Below are 23333 nucleotides of genomic sequence, written 5' to 3' on the forward strand. Positions count from 1 at the left end.
GGTGAAAGGGACGGTGCGGATGCTCGCCACGTCCTGGGACGACGGCGGCCCGGCAGTGCGTCGACCGCGCGGGTCCTCCGCGAACGGCTCGGGCACACACGTTACCGGCATTGGTCCCCCGCGTACCACACCGGGCTCCACCCCACCGGTGCCGGGCCGGAACCGGACACGCGGCGGCAGCACGCCCGGGACGCCTGGCCCGGCCCGGCGGGATCCGTGTGATGCACCGAACAGCAACCGGACGGCACACGGATATGCTGGTGCGGACCCTACCGACGACGAAGAAGGTGGAGCATGACGCCGACCCCGGCAGACTCCGTGACCAACCAGCCGCTCTCGCAGGTGGATCCTGACGTGGCGCGCGCGATCGACGACGAGCTGGGCCGCCAGCGCTCCACGCTGGAGATGATCGCCTCCGAGAACTTCGCACCGCGCGCCGTGCTCGAGGCGCAGGGCTCCGTGCTGACCAACAAGTACGCCGAGGGCTACCCGGGGCGCCGCTACTACGGCGGCTGCGAGCACGTGGACGTGGTGGAGAACCTGGCCCGCGACCGCGCGTGCGAGCTGTTCGGGGCCGAGCACGCGAACGTGCAGCCCCACTCCGGCGCGCAGGCCAACACCGCCGTGATGGCCGCGCTCATGCAGCCCGGTGACACCCTCATGGGCCTCTCGCTGGCCCACGGCGGACACCTCACCCACGGCATGAAGATCAACGTCTCGGGCAAGCTCTACAACATCGCCGCGTACGAGGTGGACCCGGACAGCTACCGGATCGACATGGACAAGGTGCGCGAGCAGGCCCTGGAGGCCCGCCCCAACGTGATCGTGGCCGGCTGGTCCGCGTACTCGCGCCAGCTGGACTTCGAGGCCTTCCGCTCCATCGCGGACGAGGTGGGCGCCAAGCTGTGGGTGGACATGGCCCACTTCGCCGGTCTGGTGGCCGCGGGCCTGCACCCCAACCCGGTGCCGCACGCCCACGTGACCACCTCCACGGTGCACAAAACTCTGGCGGGCCCGCGCTCCGGCGTGATCCTCTGCGAGGCGGACCTCAAGAAGAAGATCGACTCCGCGGTGTTCCCGGGTCAGCAGGGCGGCCCGCTCATGCACGCGATCGCGGGCAAGGCGGTGGCCTTCAAGATCGCCGCCACGGAGGCCTTCCGGGAGCGCCAGCAGCGCACCATCGAGGGCGCCCAGATCCTCGCCGAGCGGCTCACCGCACCGGACGTCGACGAGCACGGCGTCTCCGTGCTGACCGGCGGCACGGACGTGCACCTGGTGCTCGTGGACCTGCGGAACTCAGAGCTGGACGGCAAGCAGGCCGAGGACCTGCTGCACCGCGCGGGCATCACGGTGAACCGCAACGCGGTGCCGTGGGACCCCCGCCCGCCCATGGTCACCTCGGGCCTGCGGATCGGCACGCCCGCTCTGGCCACCCGCGGTTTCGGGGCCACCGAGTTCACCGAGGTCGCGGACGTGATCGCGCAGGCGCTCATGCCCGGCGCGGACATCGACGCGCTGCGCTCCCGGGTGGACGCGCTCACCGGGCAGTTCCCGCTGTACCCCGGCCTCGAGGAGTGGTGAGGTGACGGCCAGCATCCTCGACGGCAGGGCCACGGCGGCCCAGATCAAGGACGAGCTGACCGAGCGGGTCGGGCGGCTGCGGAAGCGCGGCGCGGTCCCCGGTCTCGGCACGGTGCTCGTGGGCGACGATCCCGGATCGCGCTCGTACGTGGCGGGCAAGCACCGCGACTGCGAGCAGGTGGGCCTGGCCTCGATCCGCAGGGAGCTTCCGGCGGACGCGTCCCAGGAGGAGCTCGAGCACGTCATCGACGAGCTCAACGAGGACCCGCAGTGCACCGGCTACATCGTGCAGCTCCCGTTGCCGGAGCACATGGACACCAACGCGATCCTGGAGCGCATCGACCCGGCCAAGGACGCGGACGGGCTGCACCCCACCAACCTGGGGCGCCTGGTCCTCAACGTCAGCGAGCCGATGACCTCCCCGCTGCCGTGCACCCCGCACGGGATCGTGGAGCTGCTCACCCGCCATGGGGTGGAGCTCGCGGGGCGCGAGGTGCTCGTGATCGGCCGCGGCGTGACCGTGGGCCGTCCCATGGGCCTGCTGCTCACCCGTCGGGAGATCAACGCGACGGTCACCCTCGCGCACACGGGTACGCAGAACCTGCCCGAGCTGCTCGCGCGGGCGGACGTGGTGGTGGCCGCGGCGGGCCGCCCGCACATGGTCACCGCCGAGCAGGTCAAGCCCGGCGCCGTGCTGCTGGACGTGGGCGTCTCCCGCGTGCCGGACCCGGAGACGGGCAAGGGCAGGCTCACGGGTGACATCGACCCCGCGGCCGCGGAGGTCGCGTCCTGGTTGTCCCCGAATCCCGGCGGTGTGGGTCCCATGACGCGCGCCATGCTGCTGGTCAACGTGGTCGAGTCCTGCGAACGGCAGGTTGCCGGGGAGGCCTGAACCCTCCGGCCGTCCACGACGCCGCCCGGTCGCCTCCTCCGCGAGGCCGCCGGGCGGCGTCGTTCCATCCCGGGCGGTGTTCAGGCGCGGGCGGCCGCCGTGCGGCGTCGCCCGTCCGCCACGGCCACCGCCATGGCGAGCAGCACCACCAGGGCGATCACCCCGAAGGCGGCCGCGAACGCGGTGTTCCAGTCCGCGAGCTCGAGCACCGCGAACGTGACGGCCGTGATCAGGGCGGTGCCGATCGCGGTGCCCATGCGCTGACCCGTCTGCAGGACCCCGCCCGCGGCCCCGGCGAACTTCAGGGGCACGTCCGCGAAGCTCAGGGTCTGGTTGGGGGCCATCACGGCGCCCTGCCCCGCGCCGATGAACGCGAGCGAGGCGTAGAACGCGGCGATGTGCCAGCCCCAGTGGCTCATGCCGTAGGCCACGAGCACCGACAGCAGGATCCCGGACAGTGCCACGCCCATGCCGACGACCACCACGGTGCGCCCCCAGCGCAGCACCGCGCGCCCGGAGAGCGGAGCGATGACGGCGGAGAGGATGGAGGCCGGCAGGCCCAGGGTCCCGGACTCCAGGGCGGTGCGCCCGAGGCCCTGCTGGGCGTACATGGCCACGACGATCCACACGCTCGTGACGCCCAGGAAGTAGATGGAGATCAGCAGGCTCCCGTAGCTGAAGCTCGCGGTGCGGAACAGCTCCAGGTCCACCATGGGCGAGCCGCCAGCGGTCTTGTACCGGCGTTCCCAGCGCACCCAGAGGAAGACCAGGAGCAGGCCCACGGGCAGCGACAGCCAGATCCAGGGGCTCACCCGGGCCTCGACGAAGGGCAGCAGCAGCGCGAGCACGGCGATGCCGAACACGCCGACCCCCACGGGATCCATGTCCACGCGGCCGGGGCGGCGGGGCTGACGGGGCAGCCACAGCATGGCCAGCACGATCGCGAGCACCGCGATGGGGACGTTCACCAGGAACGCGGCGCGCCACCCGGTGCCGGGTCCCAGCACCTGGATGAGCAGGCCGCCCAGCGTGGGCCCGATCGCCACCGCGACCCCCACCACGGAGCCGAAGAGCCCGAAGGCGCGGGCGCGTTCCCGGCCCCGGAAGTACTGCTGGATCATGCCCACGGTCTGGGGGTTGAGCATGCCGGAGCCCAGCCCCTGGACCACGCGCCCGATGTTGAGCACCGTGGTGTTCGGTGCCAGCCCGCACAGCAGGGACGCGCCGGCGAACACGGCGATGCCCCCGACGAACAGCTTGCGGCGCCCGAAGACGTCCCCTGCCCGCCCGCTGGCCACCAGCAGGACGCCGAAGGCCAGGGCGTAGCCGGTGAGCACCCACTGCAGGGCGGAGGCGCTCGCGTGCAGGTCCTGCTGGATGGAGCTCAGCGTCACGTTCACGATGGACACGCTGATCAGGGACATGAACAGCGGCACGAGCAGCACCCCCAGGACACGCCGGCGCGCGGCGGGGCTCAGCTCCTCCGGCTCGCCCCCGGAGGCGTCGGGACGTGGAGAGTTCTGGGAGGTCGTGGTGTCGGCGTCGTGGGAGTGCGGGGAAGGTGCGGGGTCGTGACTCACCCTCCTTTGATACTCCTGTCCGGGGACGAGCGCCACGGGCACGACGCCGCCGCGCGGCCCGGACCCGCGCGATTCGGTACGCACAGCAGGGTTTGAGACAATGACCCCATGCAGCCCATCGGATCTCCCGCCGCCCACCCCGCCGACACCAGACGCTCACCCCGCTCGGGACGCACCGCGCTGTGGGGCACCCTGATCGGGCTGGCCGTGCTCGTGGTGATCTTCGTGGTCGCCCTGATCGAGGCCGCCAACGCCAACACGCTGCTGGGCTGGATCCTCGCGGGCATCGCCCTGGGCTGGCTCATGCTCGCCGCGTGGGCGCTGTACATGGTCCGCAAGGCCGCCGTGTTCGGACGGGAGCAGGTGCGCCAGGCCCAGGAACAGTTCCAGGCCCAGCACGGCCGTGCGCCCGCCACGTCCGCGGCGGGCGAGGGATGGTCGCTGCGGGACGAGAAGCTCGCCCACGGCATGCAGGTCATTCTGGTGCAGTCCAAGGTGGTCAAGGAGCAGCTCTCCTCCCCGGAGGCGGATCCCGAGCAGGTCCGTCGGGCCCTGGAGACCATCGACATGACCGCGGCCAACGGGCTGCGCAGCCTCCGCGACTCCGGCACCCCCGTGAGCGGTACGGTGGAGGACTGATCCTGCGGGACGGGGCCCGGCGGCGTCGTCCCTGCGCGTCAGGGACGCACGAGACATCATGAACGACCGAGGAGACTCAACGGATGGCTGACTCAGGGCAGAGGGTACGCATTGCCACGGTGAACGTGAACGGCATCCGGGCCGCCTACCGGCGCGGGATGGCCGAGTGGCTGGCACCTCGCGGCGTGGACCTGCTGTGCCTGCAAGAGGTGCGCGCACCGGACAAGATCACGCGCGAGCTGCTGGACGAGGACGTCTGGGACGTGCAGCACGCCGAGGCCTCGGCCAAGGGGCGGGCGGGCGTGGCGATCGCCACCCGCCGGGACGCGTTCGACGGCGCCCTGCTGCCCACCGCCTCGCGCGTGGGGATCGGCGAGGAGTACTTCGACGACTCCGGGCGCTGGGTCGAGAACGACCTCACGCTCCCCAACGGCGAGACGCTCACCCTGGTCTCCGCCTACGTGCACTCCGGTGAGGTGGACACGCCCAAGCAGGCGGACAAGTACCGTTTCATGGACGCCATGCTCACGCGCCTGCCGCAGCTCGCGCAGGGCTCCGACCACGCGCTCGTGGTGGGGGACCTCAACGTGGGCCACACCGAGCGGGACATCAAGAACTGGAAGGGCAACGTCAAGAACGCCGGTTTCCTGCCCGAGGAGCGCGCGTACTTCGACCGCTTCTTCGGGGACGTGGGCTACGTGGACGTGGCCCGCAGCCTGGCCGGGGACGTCCCCGGTCCCTACACCTGGTGGTCCTACCGCGGCAAGGCGTTCGACACGGACGCCGGGTGGCGCATCGACTACCACATGGCCACCCCCGGACTGGCCGCGCGCGCCGAGAGCGCCGCGGTGGACCGGGCCGCGAGCTACGACGTCCGGTTCTCGGACCACGCACCGCTCGTGGTGGACTACCGGCTCGCCTGAGCCGCAGCACCGGTTCGACGCCGCGAGGCTCCCTCCCCGCGGCGGGCCACGGTCCGGTCCCCGCGCCCGGCGCACCCGTGCCGCCCGCGCACCGGCCACCACGACCTCCCGCACTCCCGACCACGACGCCGCCGCACGCACGCGGCGCGTCACCCGCACCTTCGCGCACCGCGGCCCTGCGCGGTGCGCACGAACGAAAGAAGACAGCCCCGTGAGCGAACAGAGCACCCCCGTGAACCAGATCCCGCGCGTGGTCTCCGGCGTCCAGCCCTCCGCGGACTCCCTGCACCTGGGCAACTACGTGGGGGCCCTGCGCAACTGGGTGGACATGCAGGACGACAACGACTGCGTGTTCTTCGTGGCGGACCTGCACTCCATCACCACCGGACAGGATCCGGCCACGATGTCCGAGCGCACCCGTGTGACGGCCGCGCAGTACATTGCCGCGGGCATCGACCCGGAGCGCTCCACCCTGCTGATCCAGTCCCAGGTCCCCGAGCACACGCAGCTGGCGTGGGTGCTCAACTGCATCACCGGCTACGGCGAGGCGGCGCGGATGACCCAGTTCAAGGACAAGTCCGTGAAGCAGGGGGCGGAGAACACCACGGTGGGGCTGTTCACCTACCCGGTGCTGATGGCCGCGGACATCCTGGTGTACCAGGCCCAGCAGGTTCCGGTGGGGGAGGACCAGCGCCAGCACCTGGAGCTGACCCGCACCCTCGCGCAGCGCTTCAACTCCCGGTTCGGCGAGACCTTCACCGTGCCGGACGCCAAGATCCTGGAGAATTCCGCCAAGGTCTACGACCTGCAGAACCCCACGGCCAAGATGTCCAAGTCCGCTCCCTCGGACTCGGGACTGGTCCGGCTGCTGGATCCCGCCAAGGTCAACGCCAAGAAGATCAAGTCCGCGGTCACGGACGACGGCACCGAGGTGCGCTTCGACCGCCAGGCGAAGCCGGGTGTCTCCAACCTGCTGACCATCTACTCGTCCCTGACGGGCACGACCGTGGATGCCCTGGAGGCCGAGTACGAGGGCAAGATGTACGGCCACCTCAAGGTGGACCTCGCCGAGGTGGTCACCCAGACCATGGACCCCATCCAGAAGCGCGCCCAGGAGCTGCTCGACGACCCCGCCGAGCTCGACCGTCTCCTCGCCCGGGGCGCCCAGAAGGGCAGGGACATCGCGTCCCGCACCCTGGCCGAGGTGTACGGGCGGATGGGCTTCCTCCCCGGAGCCTGAGGCACTGCGCGGAACACGGTGGGATAGTCTGGAACGCGGCCGAGTCGAGGAGGATCGCGTGAGCGAGCAGCAGACCTCACCCACCGTGCGCCCGGGGCACGTCTACGCCGGTGTGGTCATCCGGCTGCCCGAGCCCACGGGCCAGGAGCTGCGGGACTGGCGGGCCTCGTTCGAGGACTCCCCGGCCGTGGGCGTCTCCCCGCACATCACCCTCATGATCTCGGAGTCCCGTGGCGAGTGGAACCGGCTCGTGGCGCACGTGCGCCGGGTGCTGGTCGGGTGGAAGCCGTTCCACCTGGAGATCCACGGGACCGGCACGTTCCGGCCCGTGACCCCCGTGGTCTACCTGGACGTGGAACGCGGCCGCGAGCAGTGCCTCGCCCTGCACCGGGCCCTGCACGGCAGCGGAATGGACTCCGCCTCCCCCTTCGAGTACCACCCGCACGTCACCCTGGCCCACGGGCTCGACGACGAGACCCTGGACCGGGCGCAGGAGATGCTGCGCACCTATCGCGCGGGCTTCCTCGTGGACCGCGTGCACGTGTACGAGGGCGACGAGCACGGCGTGTGGCACGTGCGAGAGACCGTGTGCTTCGGCCACCGGGGTGCGGACGAGCGTGGCTCGCACTGACCCACCCCCGGTGGTTCCCGCCCTCGTGGACCGCGCCGGGCTGACCGCCGAGCACCGTCGGCTCCGTGCCGTGCGGCGGGAGCTGGCGTCTCGAGGCGCCCCTGTCGGGAGGCGCACCGGCGCGTTCTTCGCGTGGGCCTTCGCCCGGGCCATGGCCCTGCCCCCGGTGCGCACCGTGGGCCACTACACGTTCCACGGCGGTCCCCTCATGGCGGCGGGACTGGCCTACCAGCTCCTGTTCGCCTCCACCGCCCTGCTGGTGATCTTCTTCGCGGCACTGGCCACGTTCCTGGGGACCAACTCCCCGCTGCAGCAGAACCTGGTGGCGGGGCTGACGGAGAAGATCCCCGGGCTGCTGGACGTGGGGGACGGGCACGGGGGAGTGATCCCCCTGGAGCTGCTCGAGAACACCGGCCCCTTCTCCGTGGCCTCCACCGTGGCCGTGGTGGTGCTGCTCTACACCGCGTGGCGCTGGGTGGCCGGCGTGCGCCTGGCGACCCGCCGGATGTTCGAGGTGCCCCCGGCGCCCGGCGCTCCGCTGGCGGCCGTGGCCCGGGACCTCGGCTGGCTCGTGGTCGTGGGCCTGCTGCTGCTGGCCTCCGCGACCGTGAGCATTTTCGCCTCGGGTGCGGTGGACGGCATCATCGGGTGGCTCGGGGACATCGGACTCACCACGCTGCAGCCCTGGCTCGACGGCGGGGTGAAGTCCACGATCACGTTCGCGGTGGGGCTGCTCGTGGACTGCCTGATGAGCTTCACCCTGGTGCGCGGCGTGGCCCAGCTCAAGCTGCACCGCAAGGCGCTCGCGGTCACCGTGGTGATCGGTGGCCTGGGGTCCCAGGTGCTGCGCTACGGCGGCAGCGAGATCATCGGCCGGGCGGGGGAGAACCCCTACCTGCTCTCCGTGGCCGTGCTGGTGGGCGTTCTGCTGTGGTTCAACTTCTACGGCCAGGTGCTGCTGTTCTCCGCCGCCGCCGGGGCCGTGGTGCAGGCGGACATCCGCGGTGCCCGCGCCCAGCCCGAGCGCGAGGACAGGGCAGTGGCCGCCGTGGCCGCATCCGCCCTTCCCGACGCCGCACGGGGGCTCGGCCACGAGGCTCCCGTCGACTTCGGGCGCCCCTCGGGCAGCAGCCCCGCACCCACCGACGCGCAGTAGGGCCCCTCTCCCACCCGGTCCCGGCCTCCACGCTCGTCCCGCACCCACCGACGCGCGGTAGGACGGCAGGCCGTCCACGGCGGTTCCGGGAACGCTCGCCGATGACCGCGGGGGCCGGCTGATGCGTCGCGCTCGTGAAGGCAGGCCGGTGCCTGGCCGTGGCGGGGGGTGCCGCTCGGGAATCCTCGCGGGGCACTCGCGGCAATGACGAAGGCCCCGGGATCCAGCACGGATCCCGGGGCCTGTCGGCTGCGCCGGAGGGTCACAGGGCGGAGGCGAAGACCGCCTTCTTGACCTCGGCGATGGCCTTGGTCACCTGGATGCCGCGGGGGCACGCCTCGGTGCAGTTGAAGGTGGTGCGGCAGCGCCACACGCCTTCCTTGTCGTTGAGGATCTCCAGACGCATGTCACCCGCCTGGTCGCGCGAGTCGAAGATGAACCGGTGCGCGTTGACGATCGCGGCGGGCCCGAAGTACTGCCCGTCCGTCCAGAACACGGGGCACGAGGACGTGCACGCCGCGCATAGGATGCACTTGGTGGTGTCGTCGAAGCGCTCGCGGTCCTCCTGGGACTGGAACCGCTCCCCGGTGGGGGTGTGGTCCTCGTTCACCAGGAACGGCATGATCTCGCGGTAGGACTGGAAGAACGGCTCCATGTCCACGATCAGGTCCTTCTCGCACGGCAGACCCTTGATGGGCTCCACGAGGATGGGCTTGGACAGGTCGAGGTCCTTCAGCAGCGTCTTGCAGGCCAGGCGGTTGCGGCCGTTGATGCGCATGGCATCGGAGCCGCACACGCCGTGGGCGCACGAGCGCCGGAAGGACAGCGAGCCGTCCAGCTCCCACTTGACCTTGTGCAGGGCATCCAGCACACGGTCGGTGCCGTACATGGTGAGGGGCCACTCGTCCCAGTGCGCCTCGGTCTCGAACTCGGGGTTGTACCGGCGGACCCGCAGCACCACGTCGTACGTGGGGATGGCCTCTTCGCCCTCGGCGTCGGGCTTCTGAGCGTCCTGGTTCTGGTTCTCGGTCACTGCAGTGGACATCAGTACTTACGCTCCATCGGCTCGTAGCGGGTCATGATCACCGGCTTGGTCTCCTGCCGGATACCCGCGGTGGCTGACGACGGGTCTTCGTACACCATGGAGTGGACCATGAAGTTCTCATCGTCACGATCGGGGAAGTCCTCGCGGAAGTGTCCGCCGCGGGACTCCTCACGGTGCAGGGCCGCCACGGACATCACCTTGGCGAGCTCCAGCAGGAAGCCCAGTTCCACGGCCTCCAGCAGGTCCAGGTTGAAGCGCTTGCCCTGGTCCTGGATGGAGATGTTGGCGTAGCGCTCCTCCAGGGCCGCGATGTCCTCCAGCGCCTGCTGGATGGTCTCGGCCGTGCGGAACACCTGCATGTTCAGGTCCATGGTGTCCTGCAGGTCTTTGCGGATGGCCGCGACCTTCTCGCTGCCGTGGGGGCTGCGGGCGTTGTCCAGCAGCGCCTCGGTGCGTGCCACGGCGTCGTCGGGGACCGGCAGGAACTCGGCGGTCTGCGCGTACTCCGCCGCGAAGATCCCGGCGCGCTTGCCGAACACGTTGATGTCCAGCAGGGAGTTGGTGCCCAGGCGGTTGGAGCCGTGCACGGACACGCAGGCCACCTCACCCGCGGCGTACAGGCCGGGGATCGTGGTCTCGGAGTCCTGGAAGACCTCGCCCTTGATGTCGGTGGGGATGCCACCCATGCAGTAGTGCGCCGTGGGGAACACGGGCACCGGCTCGGTGTAGGGCTCCACACCCAGGTAGGTGCGGGCGAACTCCGTGATGTCCGGGAGCTTGGCGTCGATGTGCGCGGGCTCCAGGTGCGTGAGGTCCAGCAGCACGTAGTCCTTGTTGGGGCCGCAGCCGCGGCCCTCGCGCACCTCGTTGGCCATGGACCGGGCCACGATGTCGCGCGGGGCGAGGTCCTTGATGGTGGGGGCGTAGCGCTCCATGAAGCGCTCGCCGTCCGCGTTGCGCAGGATGCCGCCCTCACCACGGGCCGCCTCCGAGACGAGGATCCCCAGACCGGCGAGTCCCGTGGGGTGGAACTGGACGAACTCCATGTCCTCCAGCGGCAGTCCGTTGCGGAACGCGATGGCCATGCCGTCACCGGTGAGGGTGTGGGCGTTGGAGGTGGTCTTGAAGACCTTGCCCGCGCCTCCCGAGGCGAAGACCACGGACTTGGCCTGGAACACGTGCAGCTCGCCGGTGGCGAGGTCGTAGGCCACCACACCGGCGGAGCGACGCCCCTCGGGGGTGTCCACCATGATGAGGTCCAGGACGTAGAACTCGTTGAAGAACTCCACGTTGTGCTTGATGCACGTCTGGTAGAGGGTCTGCAGGATCATGTGGCCCGTGCGGTCCGCGGCGTAGCACGCGCGGCGCACCGGGCTCTTGCCGTGGTCACGGGTGTGGCCGCCGAAGCGGCGCTGGTCGATCTTGCCCTCGGGCGTGCGGTTGAAGGGCAGACCCATGTGCTCCAGGTCGAGCACCGCGTCGATGGCCTCCTTGGCCATGACCTCGGCGGCGTCCTGGTCCACCAGGTAGTCGCCACCCTTGACGGTGTCGAAGGTGTGCCACTCCCAGTTGTCCTCCTCGACGTTGGCGAGGGCCGCGCACATGCCACCCTGTGCCGCACCCGTGTGGGAGCGGGTGGGGTAGAGCTTGGTCAGTACGGCAGTGCGGGCGCGCTGGCCGGACTCAATGGCGGCACGCATGCCGGCGCCGCCGGCGCCGACGATTACCACATCGTACTTGTGAACCTGCATACCAGATGTTCTTTCTACGTGGGTGAGTGGGAGAAGTGTGGGGTCCGGACGCGTGGTCCGGAACGACCGCGAACGGCGGGGCCCGGGGGCCCCGCCGTTCACCGGGTCACTGCGCGGGGCAGAAGGACGGCAGCAGCGAGGGATCAGCGCCGGCCGGGCAAGGATCGAAGGTGAAGATCACCATGGTGCCCAGGAGGATGACGAACGCGGAGGCCACGAACAGCAGCACCTTGAGCCAGAAGCGGGTGGTGCTGCGGGCGGCGTAGTCGTCGATGATGGTCCGCATGCCGTTGGTGCCGTGGAGCATGGCCAGCCACAGCATGACCAGGTCCCAGACCTGCCAGAACGGGTTGGCCCACTTGCCGCCCACGAAGCCGAAGTCCACGGCGTGCACACCCTCGCCCACCATGAGGTTGACGAAGAGGTGGCCGAACACGAGGACGATGAGCAGCACGCCGGACATGCGCATGAACAGCCACGCGAACATCTCGAAGCTGCTGCGGGAGGAGGATGCGCGGTTGTACTTGACACCGTCCACCTCGAGGTCCCGGCTGCGGGGGACCTGGATCTTGGTCTTGAGAGGAGTGCTCATGGGATCAACCCCCGAAAACGATCGACAGGTGGCGGATGAGGAAGGGGATCATCACGATGACCCACAGGGCGATGACTCCCCAGAGGAGACCCTTCTGGTGCTTGGTCCCGCCCTTCCAGAAGTCGATCAGGATGATGCGAAGCCCATTGAAGGCGTGGTACACGATCGCGGCCACCAGGCCGGTCTCGCCCAGACCCATGATGGGGTTCTTGTAGGTGGCAATCACTGCGTTGTACGCCTCGGGGGATACACGCACGAGAGCGGTGTCGAGGACGTGGACCAGCAGGAAGAAGAAGATGGCCACGCCGGTAATACGGTGGGCAACCCATGACCACATGCCGTACTGGCCGCGGTAAAGGGTGCCCCTGGATGAGTTCGCCACGGAATGTCCTCCCTGTGTCGCTCGTCGTCGTGCGCACTGGTGATCGGTGAGAATCGGTAGCGGTCTCGCGCGGGTGCACGGCGATGGCGGAGCTCTGGCTGGCTCTGTCATGGATGATGCGGTAGTTCTCGTCAAAGATACCAGCCTCCCGGGAGTTCACTGACAACGTGTCGCCATCCCGAAAACCGCACGGGGCCGCGGAATTAGCACAGTTCGACATTCCCGAATCGCGGCTCCCAGGGGCGGCCCCGGGCGGTGTTCCGCAGGGGTCCCGGCGTCGTCGTCGGACGGCGCACCCGGCGCGTGGACCGGACGCGGCGGCGTCGTTCCCCGGGGGTTCCCACGGGGCGGGGAGTGCAACGGCAGCGGCGTCCCCCGGGCGGGGGACGCCGCTCGTCCGGGGGCACGTCACAGGCTCGAGATCCGCGGAGCCGCGCGGGTCTGGCCGTACACTGACGGTCGTGACTTCGCCATTGCAACGATTCCATCCGTTCATTCCCGCGGGCGGCGTGGGCTCACGGCTGTGGCCCCTCTCCCGCGCGGACGCCCCCAAGTTCCTGCTGGACCTCACCGGCTCGGGCTCGTCCCTGCTGCGCGCCACCTACGACCGGCTGGCCGCGCTGACGGACGGGCCCATCATGGTGGTCACGGGTCGTTCGCACGCGGGAGCGGTGCAGGAGCAGCTGCCGGAGCTCACGGACGGCGACCTCGTGCTGGAGCCGTCCCCCAAGGACTCGGCGGCGGCGATCGGGCTCGCGTGCACGCTCATCGCCCGGCGCGATCCCACGGCGATCATCGGCTCGTTCGCCGCGGACCACGTGGTGGAGCCCGCGGAGGCGTTCCAGGAGGTGGTCCGCGAGGCGGTGCAGGCCGCGGACACCGGACGGATCGTGACCATCGGCATCACCCCCTCCTCCCCGGCCACGGGCTTCGGGTACATCAAGGCGGGGGAGTCCCTGGGGCTCGCGGAGGCACCCCACGCGCTCGCGGTCGAGCAGTTCGTGGAGAAGCCGGACGAGGGGACCGCCCGGCAGTACGTGGCCAGTGGCCGCTACACGTGGAACGCGGGGATGTTCGTGGCACCGGTGGGTCTCATGCTCGAGTACCTGCGCGAGAGCGAGCCCGAGCTGGCCAAGGGGCTGGACCGGATCGCCGACGCCTGGGACACCCCCGAGCGCGACGCCGTGGTGGACGAGGTCTGGCCCACCCTGACCAAGACCGCGATCGACTACGCCGTGGCCGAGCCGGCGGCAGCCGCAGGAGCCGTGGCCATGGTCCCCGGGGACTTCACGTGGGAGGACGTGGGGGACTTCGCCGCGATCAACCGCCTCAACAAGGTGGACCCGCAGACCGATTCGCAGGTGTCCATCCTGGGACAGAACAACCGGGTGCTCGCGGACGAGTCCTCCGGGATCGTGGTCTCGGACACCGGGCGGCTCATCGCGCTGATCGGTGTGGAGGACATCGTGGTGGTGGACACCCCGGACGCCCTGCTGGTCACCACCGCGGAGCACGCCCAGCGCGTGAAGAACGCCGTGGACTCCCTCAAGCGCAACGGGGACACGGACGTCCTCTGACGCCACGGCGGTACTCTGGCTCTCATGTTGGATCTGCCGCTGCCCTCCGCCGACGACGTCGGCCTGCCCCCCGCGATCGGGCCCCTGCTCTCCCACTACCTCCCGGACCTGATCCGCTTCCGGCGCGACGTGCACCGCCACCCTGAGCTCTCCTACGAGGAGTACCGCACCACCGAGCGGATCATGAACGCCCTGGAGGCCTCCGGTCTGCGCCCCGTGCGGTTCGAGCGCACCGGATGCTACGTGGACGTGGGTCGCGGGCCCGTGATGGTGGGGCTGCGCGCGGACATCGACGCGCTGCCGATCCTGGAGGACACGGGGCTGGAGTACGCGTCCATCCACGAGGGTGTGATGCACGCGTGCGGCCACGACATCCACACCACCGTGATGCTCGGGGTGGCCCGGGTGCTCGCGGACCTGCACCGCTCCTCGCCGTTCGCGGGCACCGTGCGGATCGTGTTCCAGCCCGCCGAGGAGAAGCTGCCGGGCGGAGCGCTGAGCATCATCAAGCAGAACGTGCTGGCCGGCGTGCCCCGGATGTTCGCGCTGCACTGCGAGCCCAAGCTGGACGTGGGGCAGGTGGGGACCCGGATCGGTGCGATCACCTCCGCGTCCGACACCATCCGGATCGAGCTCTCGGGCCGCGGCGGGCACACCTCGCGCCCCCACCTGACCGAGGACCTGGTCTACGCGATGAGCCAGATCGCCATCGACGTCCCCGCGGTGCTCTCCCGGCGGGTGGACGTGCGCTCGGGCGTGGCCGTGGTGTGGGGTCAGATCCACGCCGGGGTGGCACCCAACGCCATTCCCATGTCCGGCTTCATGGCCGGGACCATGCGCTGCCTGGACGCGGACGCGTGGTACCAGGCCGGGGAGATGCTCGACGAGGTCGTGGGGCAGGTTGCGGCCCCGTACGGAGTCAATGTGGACCTCGAGCACATCCGCGGCGTGCCGCCCGTGGTCAACGGCGAGACCGAGACCACCCTGCTGGAGATCGCTGCCCGCGCGGAGCTGGGGGAGGAGAGCATCCTGCTGGTGGAGCAGTCCATGGGCGGGGAGGACTTCGCGTGGTTCCTGCAGCACGTGCCCGGCGCCATGATGCGCCTGGGCACCCGTGAACCGGGTGGCCGCACGTACGACCTGCACCAGTCCGACTACGTCCCGCAGGAGGAGGCCATCCGGTGCGGCGTGCAGGTCATGGCCTCCGCCGCGCTGCGGGCGGTCCGGCTGCGGGTGCGCGAGCTGACGGATGCGGCACAGGTTCCGGAGCGGCCCGAGGGCTGACACGCCGGGACCCGGCGCACTGCCAGGGAGTTATGGGGCTACACTGAGCGGACCTATGATCCGGGTCACGTCCTTCTCGCGGTTCCTCCGCGGTGCGAGGGCCCGGCTCTTCGCGCCCCCAGCCCGATCCCACCGGAGGACCCCATGACCACTCGACGTTTCCGCACCCTCGGCGCCCTCGGACTGGCCGGGCTGACCGGCCTCACCCTGGCCGGTTGCGGTGCCGCACCGGACAGCTCCGGGGACAGCAGCGCCCAGGCCTCCGACTTCAAGGGTTGCATCGTCTCCGACGACGGTGGCTTCCAGGACCGCTCGTTCAACCAGAGCTCGTACGAGGGTCTCAAGGCGGCCGAGGAGCACAAGGGCATCAAGGTCAGCCAGGCCGAGTCCCAGTCCGAGACGGAGTTCGAGCCCAATCTGACCTCCATGGCGCAGCAGGGCTGCAACCTCACCGTGTCCGTGGGCTTCCTGCTCGCGGACACCACCAAGAAGGTTGCGGAGGCCAACCCCGACAAGCACTTCGCGATCGTGGACGACAACTCGATCAAGGCCGACAACGTGAAGCCGATCGTGTACAACACCGCGGAGGCGGCCTTCCTGGCCGGCTACCTCGCGGCCGGCAGCTCCGAGACCGGCAAGGTGGCCACCTACGGCGGCATGGACATCCCCACCGTGACCGTGTTCATGGACGGCTTCTCGGACGGCGTGAAGTACTACAACGAGAAGAACAAGAAGGACGTCAAGGTCCTCGGCTGGAACAAGGACTCGCAGAACGGCACGTTCCTGAGCTCCTTCCAGGACTCCTCCAAGGCCAAGACCGTGACCCAGAACCTCATCGGTGACGGCGCCGACGTGGTGCTCCCGGTCGCGGGTCAGGCCGCCCAGGGCACCGTGGACGCGGTGGTCGAGGCGAACAAGGGCAACAAGAACGTGCGGCTGATCTGGCCGGACACGGACGGCTACGAGACCCTCGACTCCGGCAAGGAGTTCCTGCTCACCTCCGTGCTGAAGGAGATGTCCACCTCCGTGGAGGACGTCGTCACGCAGGCGGCGGACGGCAACTTCGACAACGCGCAGTACGTGGGCACCCTCGAGAACGGCGGGGTGGGCCTCGCGCCGTACCACGACCAGGAGTCGAAGGTGGGGGAGGACCTCGACAAGGAGGTCCAGCAGCTGAAGCAGGACATCATCGACGGCAAGGTCACGGTGGAGTCCGAGAACGCACCCAAGTCCTGACCGAGCGCGCAGGCAGGAGCGAAGAACGTGCAGCTGAAACTCACGGACGTCACCAAGAGGTTCGGTGACTTCACCGCCAACAACCGTGTGAACCTGACGGTGGAACCCCACCAGATCCACTGTCTGCTGGGGGAGAACGGAGCGGGCAAGTCCACGCTCATGAACGTCCTCTACGGTCTCTACGAACCCACGTCCGGAAACGTGGAGATCGACGGTGAACCCGTGAGGTTCAGCGGCCCCGGTGACGCCATGGCGGCCGGGATCGGCATGGTGCACCAGCACTTCATGCTCGTCCCGGTCTTCACGGTCGCGGAGAACGTGGCGCTGGGGCACGAGAGCACCCGGGGGATGTCCCTCGACCTGGAGACCACGCGGGCCAGGATCCGGGAGATCTCCCGGCGCTACGGCTTCGACGTGGACCCCGACGCCGTGGTCGAGGACCTGCCCGTGGGCGTGCAGCAGCGCGTGGAGATCATCAAGGCGCTCGTGCGTGACGCGCAGGTGCTGATCCTGGACGAGCCCACGGCCGTGCTCACCCCCCGGGAGACGGACGAGCTGCTGCAGATCATGCGCCAGCTGCGGGACGGCGGCACCTCCATCGTGTTCATCTCCCACAAGCTGCGGGAGGTGCGAGCCGTCTCGGACGTGATCACCGTGATCCGCCGCGGCGAGGTGGTGGGGCACGTGGGACCCGAGGCGTCCACGGAGGAGCTGGCGGCCCTGATGGTGGGCCGGAAGGTCTCCCTCACGGTGGAGAAGGAGCCCGTCCTGCCGAGCGGAGCCGCCCTCGAGGTGCGCGACCTCACGGTGGTGGGGGACAACGGTCTCGTGGTGCTGGACGGTGTGAGCTTCGACGTGGCCCCCGGGGAGATCCTCGCCGTGGCCGGCGTGCAGGGCAACGGCCAGACCGAGCTGACCCAGGCGCTCGTGGGGCTCGAGGACCGTGTGACGGGGTCCGCGCGTCTGGACGGCCACGAGCTCGTGGGCCTGCGCACCCGCGAGGTGCTGGCCCGGGGCGTCGGCTTCGTGCCCGAGGACCGTTCCACGGACGGACTCGTGGGCCCGTTCTCCGTGGCGGAGAACCTCGTGCTGGACCGCTACCGGGACCGCGAGTTCGCGGCGGGGCCCTCGTTGCGGTTGGGCGCCATCAGCGAGAACGCCCGCTCCGCCGTGTCCGAGTACGACATCCGCACGGGATCCGTGGACTCCGCCGTGGCCACGCTGTCCGGCGGCAACCAGCAGAAGGTGGTGATCGCCCGCGAACTCGGGCGCCCCCTCACGCTGTTCATCGCCTCCCAGCCCACGCGCGGTGTGGACGTGGGCTCGATCGAGTTCATCCACCGCCGCATCGTGGCCGAGCGGGACCGGGGCACCGCGGTGCTGATCGTCTCCACCGAGCTCGACGAGGTCTACGCCCTCGCGGACCGCATCGCGGTCTTCTTCCACGGCCGGCTGATGGGCATCGTGGGCCCGGAGACCCCGCGCGAGGCGCTCGGGCGCATGATGGCCGGCGAGCCCGCCGAGTCCGTGCTCCCCTCGGCCCCCTGGGACCACTCCGACGCCGACGCAACGCACCACGAGGCCGCCGAGGACCCCCACGCGGACTCCGCCCAGGCCGACGACGCCCACGCAGGCACCGCACACGCCGACGACGCCGCCCACCACGCGGTCTCCGGCGCCGCCGCTGACGCCCACCGGGGCAGCAGCGCGGCCGACCCGACCGACGACCGACCCGAGGGGGACCGCACGGCATGAGCGCGACCACCACACCGGCGCAGACCGACCAGGTGTCGGCGCCGCCACCGACCGAACTCGCCGCGGGCAGCCACCGCCGCACCCTTCTGGGCTCCACGCTCCAGTCGGTGCTGGCCGTGGTGGTCGCGCTGATCCTGGGCGGACTGCTGATCGCGGTCACCAACGAGGACGTCCGGGAAGCCGCGGGGTACTTCTTCGCGCGCCCCGGTGACACGCTGTCCGCCATGTGGCAGGCCGCCTCGAGCGCCTACGTGGCCATGTTCCACGGCGCGGTGTACAACCCCGCCGGCGCCACGCTCGCCGACAAGCTCTACCCGCTGACGGAGACGCTCACCGTGGCCACCCCCCTGATCCTCGCGGGTCTCGGCGTGGCGCTCGCGTTCCGCGCGGGCCTGTTCAACATCGGTGCGCAGGGCCAGATCCTGATCGGGGCCACCCTGGCCGCGTGGGTGGGGTTCTCGTGGCACCTGCCCGCCGGGATCCACCTGCTCGCCGTGATGGCGGCCGGCGCCCTGGGCGGTGCCCTGTGGGGCGGGATCGTGGGGCTCATCAAGGCCCGCACGGGCGCCCACGAGGTCATCCTCACCATCATGCTCAACTACGTGGCGCTCAACCTGGTGGCGTGGCTGCTGACGCTGCCGGGCTTCCAGCGCGAGGGCTCGTCCAACCCCATCAGCCCTCCCGTGGACCAGACCGCCATGTTCCCCAAGCTGCTCGGGGACCAGTTCCGGCTGCACTGGGGCTTCGTGCTCGCCGTCCTGGCCACCGTCGCGGTGTCCTGGCTGCTCAACCGCTCCACCGTGGGCTTCGAGCTGCGGGCCGTGGGGGCCAACCCCCGCGCGGCGCGGACCGCGGGCATCTCCGTGACCCGCGGCTTCGTGGTCGTCATGCTGCTCGCGGGCCTGCTGGCCGGTCTCGCCGGTACCGCGCAGGTCTCCGGCACCGAGCACTCGCTCACGGCGGGCATTGCGGCCTCCTTCGGCTTCGACGCCATCACCGTGGCTCTGCTGGGCCGGTCCACGCCGTGGGGAACGTTCTTCGCCGGGATCCTCTACGGGGCGTTCCGTGCGGGCGGGGTGACCATGCAGTCGATGACCGGCACCAACGTGGACATCGTGCTGGTCGTGCAGTCGCTCATCGTGCTGTTCGTGGCCCTGCCGCCCCTGTTCACCTTCGCCACCCGTCGCTCGCAGGAGGCCGCCGCGTGAGTACCGCCACTGCATCCCCCCACCTGGACGGCCCGGACGGCTCCGTGCCCGAGGCAGATCTACCCACCTCCGCGGTGCTGCGCGATGTGGGCGTGCGGACCCTGCGACCCGCGGTCGGGCTGGCCGTGCTCGCGCTCGTGGCCCTGGTGGTCTTTGCCCTGAACGCCTCCGGGCAGTCGGTGCAGTTCCGCTTCTCCGGTGAGAACGACGCCGTGCGCCTGCCCGACGTCTCCGTCTCCTCGACCGTGTGCGGCTGGGTGGTGACGGCCGTGCTGGCCGTGCTGGCCGGCTACGCGGCGGTCCGGGCACGCACCCTGCCCCGCTGGGCATCGCTCGTGGCCGGTTTCTTCTTCGTCACCGGATTCCTCGTGTGGATCGTGGGCACGGCCCAGACTCCCAGCATCTCCGTGACCGCACTGCTCGCGGGATCGGTGGCGCTCGCCACGCCGCTCGTCTTCGGCTCCCTCGGGGGTCTGCTGTGCGAGCGCTCGGGCGTGGTGAACATCGCGATCGAGGCCCAGCTGCTCTTCGGCGCGTTCTCCGCCGCGGTCGTCGCGACCATCGTGGGCAGCGCCTGGGCGGGGCTGGTCGCGGCGGTCCTCGGATCGGTGCTCGTCTCGGTGGTGCTCGCGGTCTTCGCCATCCGCTACCGCGTGAACCAGGTGATCGTGGGCGTGGTGCTCAACGTCCTGGTCTACGGGCTCACGGGCTTCCTGTTCGCCACCGTGCTGGAACCCAATGCCGCCGCGTTCAACTCCCCGGAGCGGCTGCCGCACGTGCGGATCCCGGTGCTCGCCGAGATCCCCGTGGTGGGGCCCGTGCTCTTCGACCAGTCCGTGATCGGCTACATCATGTACGCCACCGTGGCCGTGGTGTGGTTCGCGCTCTACCGCACGCGGTGGGGCCTGCGGACCCGCGCGGTGGGCGAGCACCCCAAGGCCGCGGACACCCTGGGCATCCCCGTCAACGCGCTGCGCGTGCGCAACGTGCTGCTCGGCGGTGCGGTGGCCGGGCTGGGCGGTGCGTTCTACACGCTCGTGTCGGTGTCCGCGTTCACCCGGGACATGACGGCGGGCTCCGGGTACATTGCGCTCGCGGCCCTGATCTTCGGGCGGTGGAACCCCGTGGGGGCGCTGCTGGCCTCGCTGCTGTTCGGCTTCGCGTCAAACCTGGAGTCGATCCTCTCCTTCCTGGGCACCCCGGTGCCCAGCCAGTTCCTGGCCATGCTCCCGTACGTGGTCACCATCCTCGCGGTGGCGGGCCTCGTGGGCCGGTCACGGGGCCCGGCCGCCTCGGGTGAGCCCTACCTCAAGGAGTGACCCCCCGCCCGGCCAGCGCCCCGACGGCGTAGCGTCGGGGGTGGACCCCCGCGCGGTGGTGCGCTGAGCGGCGTCGCCGGGCGAACCCGCACGAGAACCCAGGACGAGGAGACGACGACACCATGACCGAGAACCAGACCGTGGACCAGGCCACCTGGCAGCGGCTGCAGCGGGCGGCCACCGAGGCCCTCGAGCACTCCTACTCCCCGTACTCCCACTTCCCCGTGGGAGCGGCAGCGCTGGTGGACGACGGCCGCGTGGTCACCGGGGCGAACATCGAGAACGCCTCCTACGGCGTGACCCTGTGCGCGGAGTGCTCGCTCGTGAGTGCGCTGTTCATGTCCGGCGGCGGCAAGCTCGTGGCCTTCGTGTGCGTGGACGGGCACGGTGAGGTGCTGATGCCGTGCGGGCGCTGCCGGCAGCTGCTGTACGAGCACCGTGCTCCCGGACTGCAGCTGCTCACCGTGAGCGGTGTGCGCAGCATGGACCAGGTGCTGCCGGACGCGTTCGGGCCCGAGAACCTGTGACCCGCTGAGACGCCGGGGGAGCGTCCCCGGGTGCTTCCAGCTCCCGGGCGGCTCCCGAGCGGCCCGCCTATACTGAGCACCAGACCGAGCCCGGCTTTCGAAGGGAAACATTCACGTGGGTTTGAGAGATCTGTTCCGCAGCAAGAACACCACCCCGACACCCCAGCCGTCGCCCGGCGCCGCGCCGTCAGATCCTGCGGCGGCTCCCGTGTCCGGCCAGATGACGCCGCCCGAGGCAGTGCAGAACACCGCGGGGGAGCACCACGAGCACCCGCGGCGGGAGCCGGCCGCCGAGCCGTTGCCCCAGGACGGGGCGCTGCAGCACCTCGTGGAGCTCCTGCTCGCCCGGGGGGCGGACCGTGCCCGGCTGACCCTCGTGCAGTCCGGGAACATCATGACGCACCAGACTCGCCAGGCCGTGGGTGAGGCTCAGGACGAGGTGGAGAACGGGACCGTGGACCAGGGCTCGCCCCTGTTCGACGACGTCGCGGACCTCTACACGCAGGCCATGAGCACCCCGGTGGGACCGTGGCGCCAGCTGGACCTCGTGGTCGCGGCACCCCACCACGCCGCACACGAGATCACGGTGACCTACGACTACCCCAACGGGGAGTCCCGGACCGAGCACTACAGCCACCCCGGTGGCGGCTCCGCCCCGGAGCACCACGGTGTCTCCGAGGAGTCGCGCACTGCCACGGCGGCGCACCAGGGGCAGCAGCCGGTCAACCCGCAGGACCACACGGAGGCCGCGGACCGCGCCTCCGTCCACCACGACACCCCGGTGGGCACCGGCTCGGACGCGCACGCCCACGGCACCGGGCACGCGGAAGCCGCGGGCCTCGGCGCGGCCGCGGTGGCCGGTGGCGCGGCGGGCTTCACCGCCGCAGGAACCACGGCGGAGCACGAGGACCACGTCGCGGACGCGCACCGTTCCGAGCAGGGTCAGGCCCCAGGTGCCGCCGCAGATCAGATGTCCCCGGGGGCTCCGCAGGACTCCGACGCCGTGCGTGTGGTGGCCGACGGCCACACCGAGCCGGCCACGGACGGCGACGTCCTGGCCGCGGGTCAGGCGGCACCGGTGCTCGCGTCCGGCGAGCAGGACTCCGCAGAGCACGCCGAGGACGGCTCCCCGGCGGCACCCTCGGAGGAACGGCCCGTGGACCAGGAGCGCGCCTTCGACGCGCAGGACGGGGGATTCGGGGACGACGCCGCAGAGTCCGAGGAGGACGCGCACTTCGACCAGGGCCTGGGCGAGGACCCCCGCGTCCTGGACGGTGCGCCCACCCACGACGACGCGTACGACGCGCAGCCCGGAGCGGAGCACGCAGCCGTCCCCGACACCCAGGACGCCCGGTCCGCCGAGGACCTGCCCGCGCACGTGGACGAGTCCGCGTTCGGCACGGAGTCCGAGGACACGCTGGTGCCCGCCCCCGCGGTGGTGGGCGGCGACGACGATCCGGCCGGTGCCCCGCAGGTGGCCACCGCCACGGACGTGTCCCCGTCCTACCGGGCCCCCGCCCCGGAGCAGGACGTGGACCCCGATGCCCTCGCGTCCGGCAACCTGGCGCTCACCGTGGGTGACGTGACGGCCCGCCTCGCGGACGCGCAGCGGCACCTGTTCGGACCGGACGGCACCGCCCGTGAGGTCTCCACCGTGCTGGTCCGCGTGCGCGCGCTCGGCACCTACTACGACGCCCTGACCCACGTGCGCCTCAACGGGTTCTGGGACCAGCGCCCCACGTTCGACCTGGTGCCCGAGGACCAGCTCAAGGTCCAGGAGCTCAAGGACGACTCGTACGTGGAGGGCTCCGGCGCCCCGCTGGCCATGATGTTCCGCTTCCGCCCGGGCGTTCCCCCCGAGGTCGCGTTCGACTACTCGGACGAGGAGGCGTTCGTACGCTACGAGCAGCGCCTCCCGGGGCAGAACTACCTGGAGGAGCTGCGGATGTACCCGCGCACCGGCTCCAACATCCCCCAGCACGTCAACGACGCCCTGCAGGACTGGAACTACTGAC

General features: G+C 70.6%; 20 protein-coding genes. 15 read left to right on the forward strand and 5 right to left on the reverse strand.

Annotated elements, in window-relative coordinates:
- Positions 1 to 294 precede the first annotated feature (294 nt).
- Both glyA and AABM36_RS05230 read left to right on the forward strand, forming a co-directional pair.
- Positions 295 to 1581, forward strand: a complete 1287-nt coding sequence (glyA, locus tag AABM36_RS05225) for a serine hydroxymethyltransferase (RefSeq protein ID WP_423447700.1) — start codon at positions 295 to 297, stop codon at positions 1579 to 1581.
- Between the two features lies 1 nt (position 1582).
- Positions 1583 to 2473 (forward strand): bifunctional methylenetetrahydrofolate dehydrogenase/methenyltetrahydrofolate cyclohydrolase, encoded by an 891-nt coding sequence (locus AABM36_RS05230; protein ID WP_019310213.1) that lies wholly within the window; start codon positions 1583 to 1585, stop codon positions 2471 to 2473.
- An 80-nt stretch (positions 2474 to 2553) separates the two neighbouring features.
- Here the strand turns inward: AABM36_RS05230 and AABM36_RS05235 are convergent, their stop codons facing one another.
- A complete protein-coding gene (locus tag AABM36_RS05235) occupies positions 2554 to 4053 on the reverse strand; it encodes an MFS transporter (protein ID WP_019310212.1) in 1500 nt (499 codons plus the stop codon).
- Between the two features lie 108 nt (positions 4054 to 4161).
- Here AABM36_RS05235 and AABM36_RS05240 point away from each other — a divergent pair, with 108 nt between their 5' ends.
- The 5 genes from AABM36_RS05240 (at position 4162) to AABM36_RS05260 (ending at position 8642) form a co-directional block, all read left to right on the forward strand.
- Complete coding sequence (locus AABM36_RS05240) at positions 4162 to 4692, forward strand: hypothetical protein (protein WP_019310211.1); 531 nt, start codon at positions 4162 to 4164, stop codon at positions 4690 to 4692.
- 83 nt (positions 4693 to 4775) lie between these two features.
- Entirely contained in the window at positions 4776 to 5615 is an 840-nt protein-coding gene (locus AABM36_RS05245; protein WP_423447703.1) for an exodeoxyribonuclease III, read from the forward strand.
- A gap of 211 nt (positions 5616 to 5826) precedes the next feature.
- Entirely contained in the window at positions 5827 to 6855 is a 1029-nt protein-coding gene (gene trpS / locus AABM36_RS05250) for a tryptophan--tRNA ligase (protein ID WP_019310209.1), read from the forward strand.
- A 58-nt stretch (positions 6856 to 6913) separates the two neighbouring features.
- Positions 6914 to 7486: a 2'-5' RNA ligase family protein gene (locus tag AABM36_RS05255; protein ID WP_019310208.1), complete on the forward strand. Its 573-nt coding sequence runs from the start codon at positions 6914 to 6916 to the stop codon at positions 7484 to 7486.
- Positions 7473 to 8642: a YhjD/YihY/BrkB family envelope integrity protein gene (locus tag AABM36_RS05260; protein ID WP_423447705.1), complete on the forward strand. Its 1170-nt coding sequence runs from the start codon at positions 7473 to 7475 to the stop codon at positions 8640 to 8642. Before AABM36_RS05255 ends, AABM36_RS05260 begins: the two co-directional genes overlap by 14 nt.
- Positions 8643 to 8904: 262 nt before the next feature.
- Here AABM36_RS05260 and AABM36_RS05265 read toward each other — a convergent pair whose 3' ends face one another.
- The 4 genes from AABM36_RS05265 to sdhC form a co-directional block, all read right to left on the reverse strand.
- Entirely contained in the window at positions 8905 to 9687 is a 783-nt protein-coding gene (locus tag AABM36_RS05265; protein WP_423447707.1) for a succinate dehydrogenase iron-sulfur subunit, read from the reverse strand.
- The gene (sdhA, locus tag AABM36_RS05270; protein WP_423447709.1) at positions 9687 to 11438 is read right to left on the reverse strand and encodes a succinate dehydrogenase flavoprotein subunit; all 1752 of its coding nucleotides are present in this window, start codon (positions 11436 to 11438) and stop codon (positions 9687 to 9689) included. Before sdhA ends, AABM36_RS05265 begins: the two co-directional genes overlap by 1 nt.
- 106 nt (positions 11439 to 11544) lie before the next feature.
- The gene (locus AABM36_RS05275; protein ID WP_039100898.1) at positions 11545 to 12030 is read right to left on the reverse strand and encodes a succinate dehydrogenase hydrophobic membrane anchor subunit; all 486 of its coding nucleotides are present in this window, start codon (positions 12028 to 12030) and stop codon (positions 11545 to 11547) included.
- A 4-nt stretch (positions 12031 to 12034) separates the two neighbouring features.
- A complete protein-coding gene (sdhC, locus tag AABM36_RS05280; protein ID WP_019310203.1) occupies positions 12035 to 12412 on the reverse strand; it encodes a succinate dehydrogenase, cytochrome b556 subunit in 378 nt (125 codons plus the stop codon).
- A gap of 461 nt (positions 12413 to 12873) precedes the next feature.
- On the opposite strand from sdhC, the gene AABM36_RS05285 reads away from it, so the two are divergent.
- From AABM36_RS05285 to AABM36_RS05320, 8 genes are all read left to right on the forward strand, one after another.
- Entirely contained in the window at positions 12874 to 13989 is a 1116-nt protein-coding gene (locus AABM36_RS05285; protein WP_423447711.1) for a mannose-1-phosphate guanylyltransferase, read from the forward strand.
- Between the two features lie 24 nt (positions 13990 to 14013).
- Positions 14014 to 15273: an amidohydrolase gene (locus tag AABM36_RS05290; protein ID WP_423447713.1), complete on the forward strand. Its 1260-nt coding sequence runs from the start codon at positions 14014 to 14016 to the stop codon at positions 15271 to 15273.
- A 144-nt stretch (positions 15274 to 15417) separates the two neighbouring features.
- Positions 15418 to 16509 (forward strand): BMP family lipoprotein, encoded by a 1092-nt coding sequence (locus tag AABM36_RS05295; protein ID WP_423447714.1) that lies wholly within the window; start codon positions 15418 to 15420, stop codon positions 16507 to 16509.
- 27 nt (positions 16510 to 16536) lie between these two features.
- A complete protein-coding gene (locus AABM36_RS05300; RefSeq protein ID WP_423447716.1) occupies positions 16537 to 18264 on the forward strand; it encodes an ABC transporter ATP-binding protein in 1728 nt (575 codons plus the stop codon).
- Entirely contained in the window at positions 18261 to 19472 is a 1212-nt protein-coding gene (locus AABM36_RS05305) for an ABC transporter permease (protein WP_144802962.1), read from the forward strand. Before AABM36_RS05300 ends, AABM36_RS05305 begins: the two co-directional genes overlap by 4 nt.
- Entirely contained in the window at positions 19469 to 20791 is a 1323-nt protein-coding gene (locus AABM36_RS05310; RefSeq protein ID WP_423447719.1) for an ABC transporter permease, read from the forward strand. Before AABM36_RS05305 ends, AABM36_RS05310 begins: the two co-directional genes overlap by 4 nt.
- A 122-nt stretch (positions 20792 to 20913) precedes the next feature.
- Positions 20914 to 21318 carry a cytidine deaminase gene (locus AABM36_RS05315; RefSeq protein ID WP_423447721.1) on the forward strand — a complete coding sequence of 135 codons (405 nt, stop codon included), beginning with the start codon at positions 20914 to 20916 and terminating at the stop codon, positions 21316 to 21318.
- Positions 21319 to 21433: 115 nt separating this feature from the next.
- Positions 21434 to 23332, forward strand: a complete 1899-nt coding sequence (locus tag AABM36_RS05320; RefSeq protein WP_423447723.1) for a hypothetical protein — start codon at positions 21434 to 21436, stop codon at positions 23330 to 23332.
- The last annotated feature ends 1 nt before the right edge of the window (position 23333 follow it).

It is taken from the genome of Kocuria sp. KSNUG, assembly GCF_049532735.1.
Lineage (GTDB): Bacteria > Actinomycetota > Actinomycetes > Actinomycetales > Micrococcaceae > Kocuria > Kocuria rhizophila.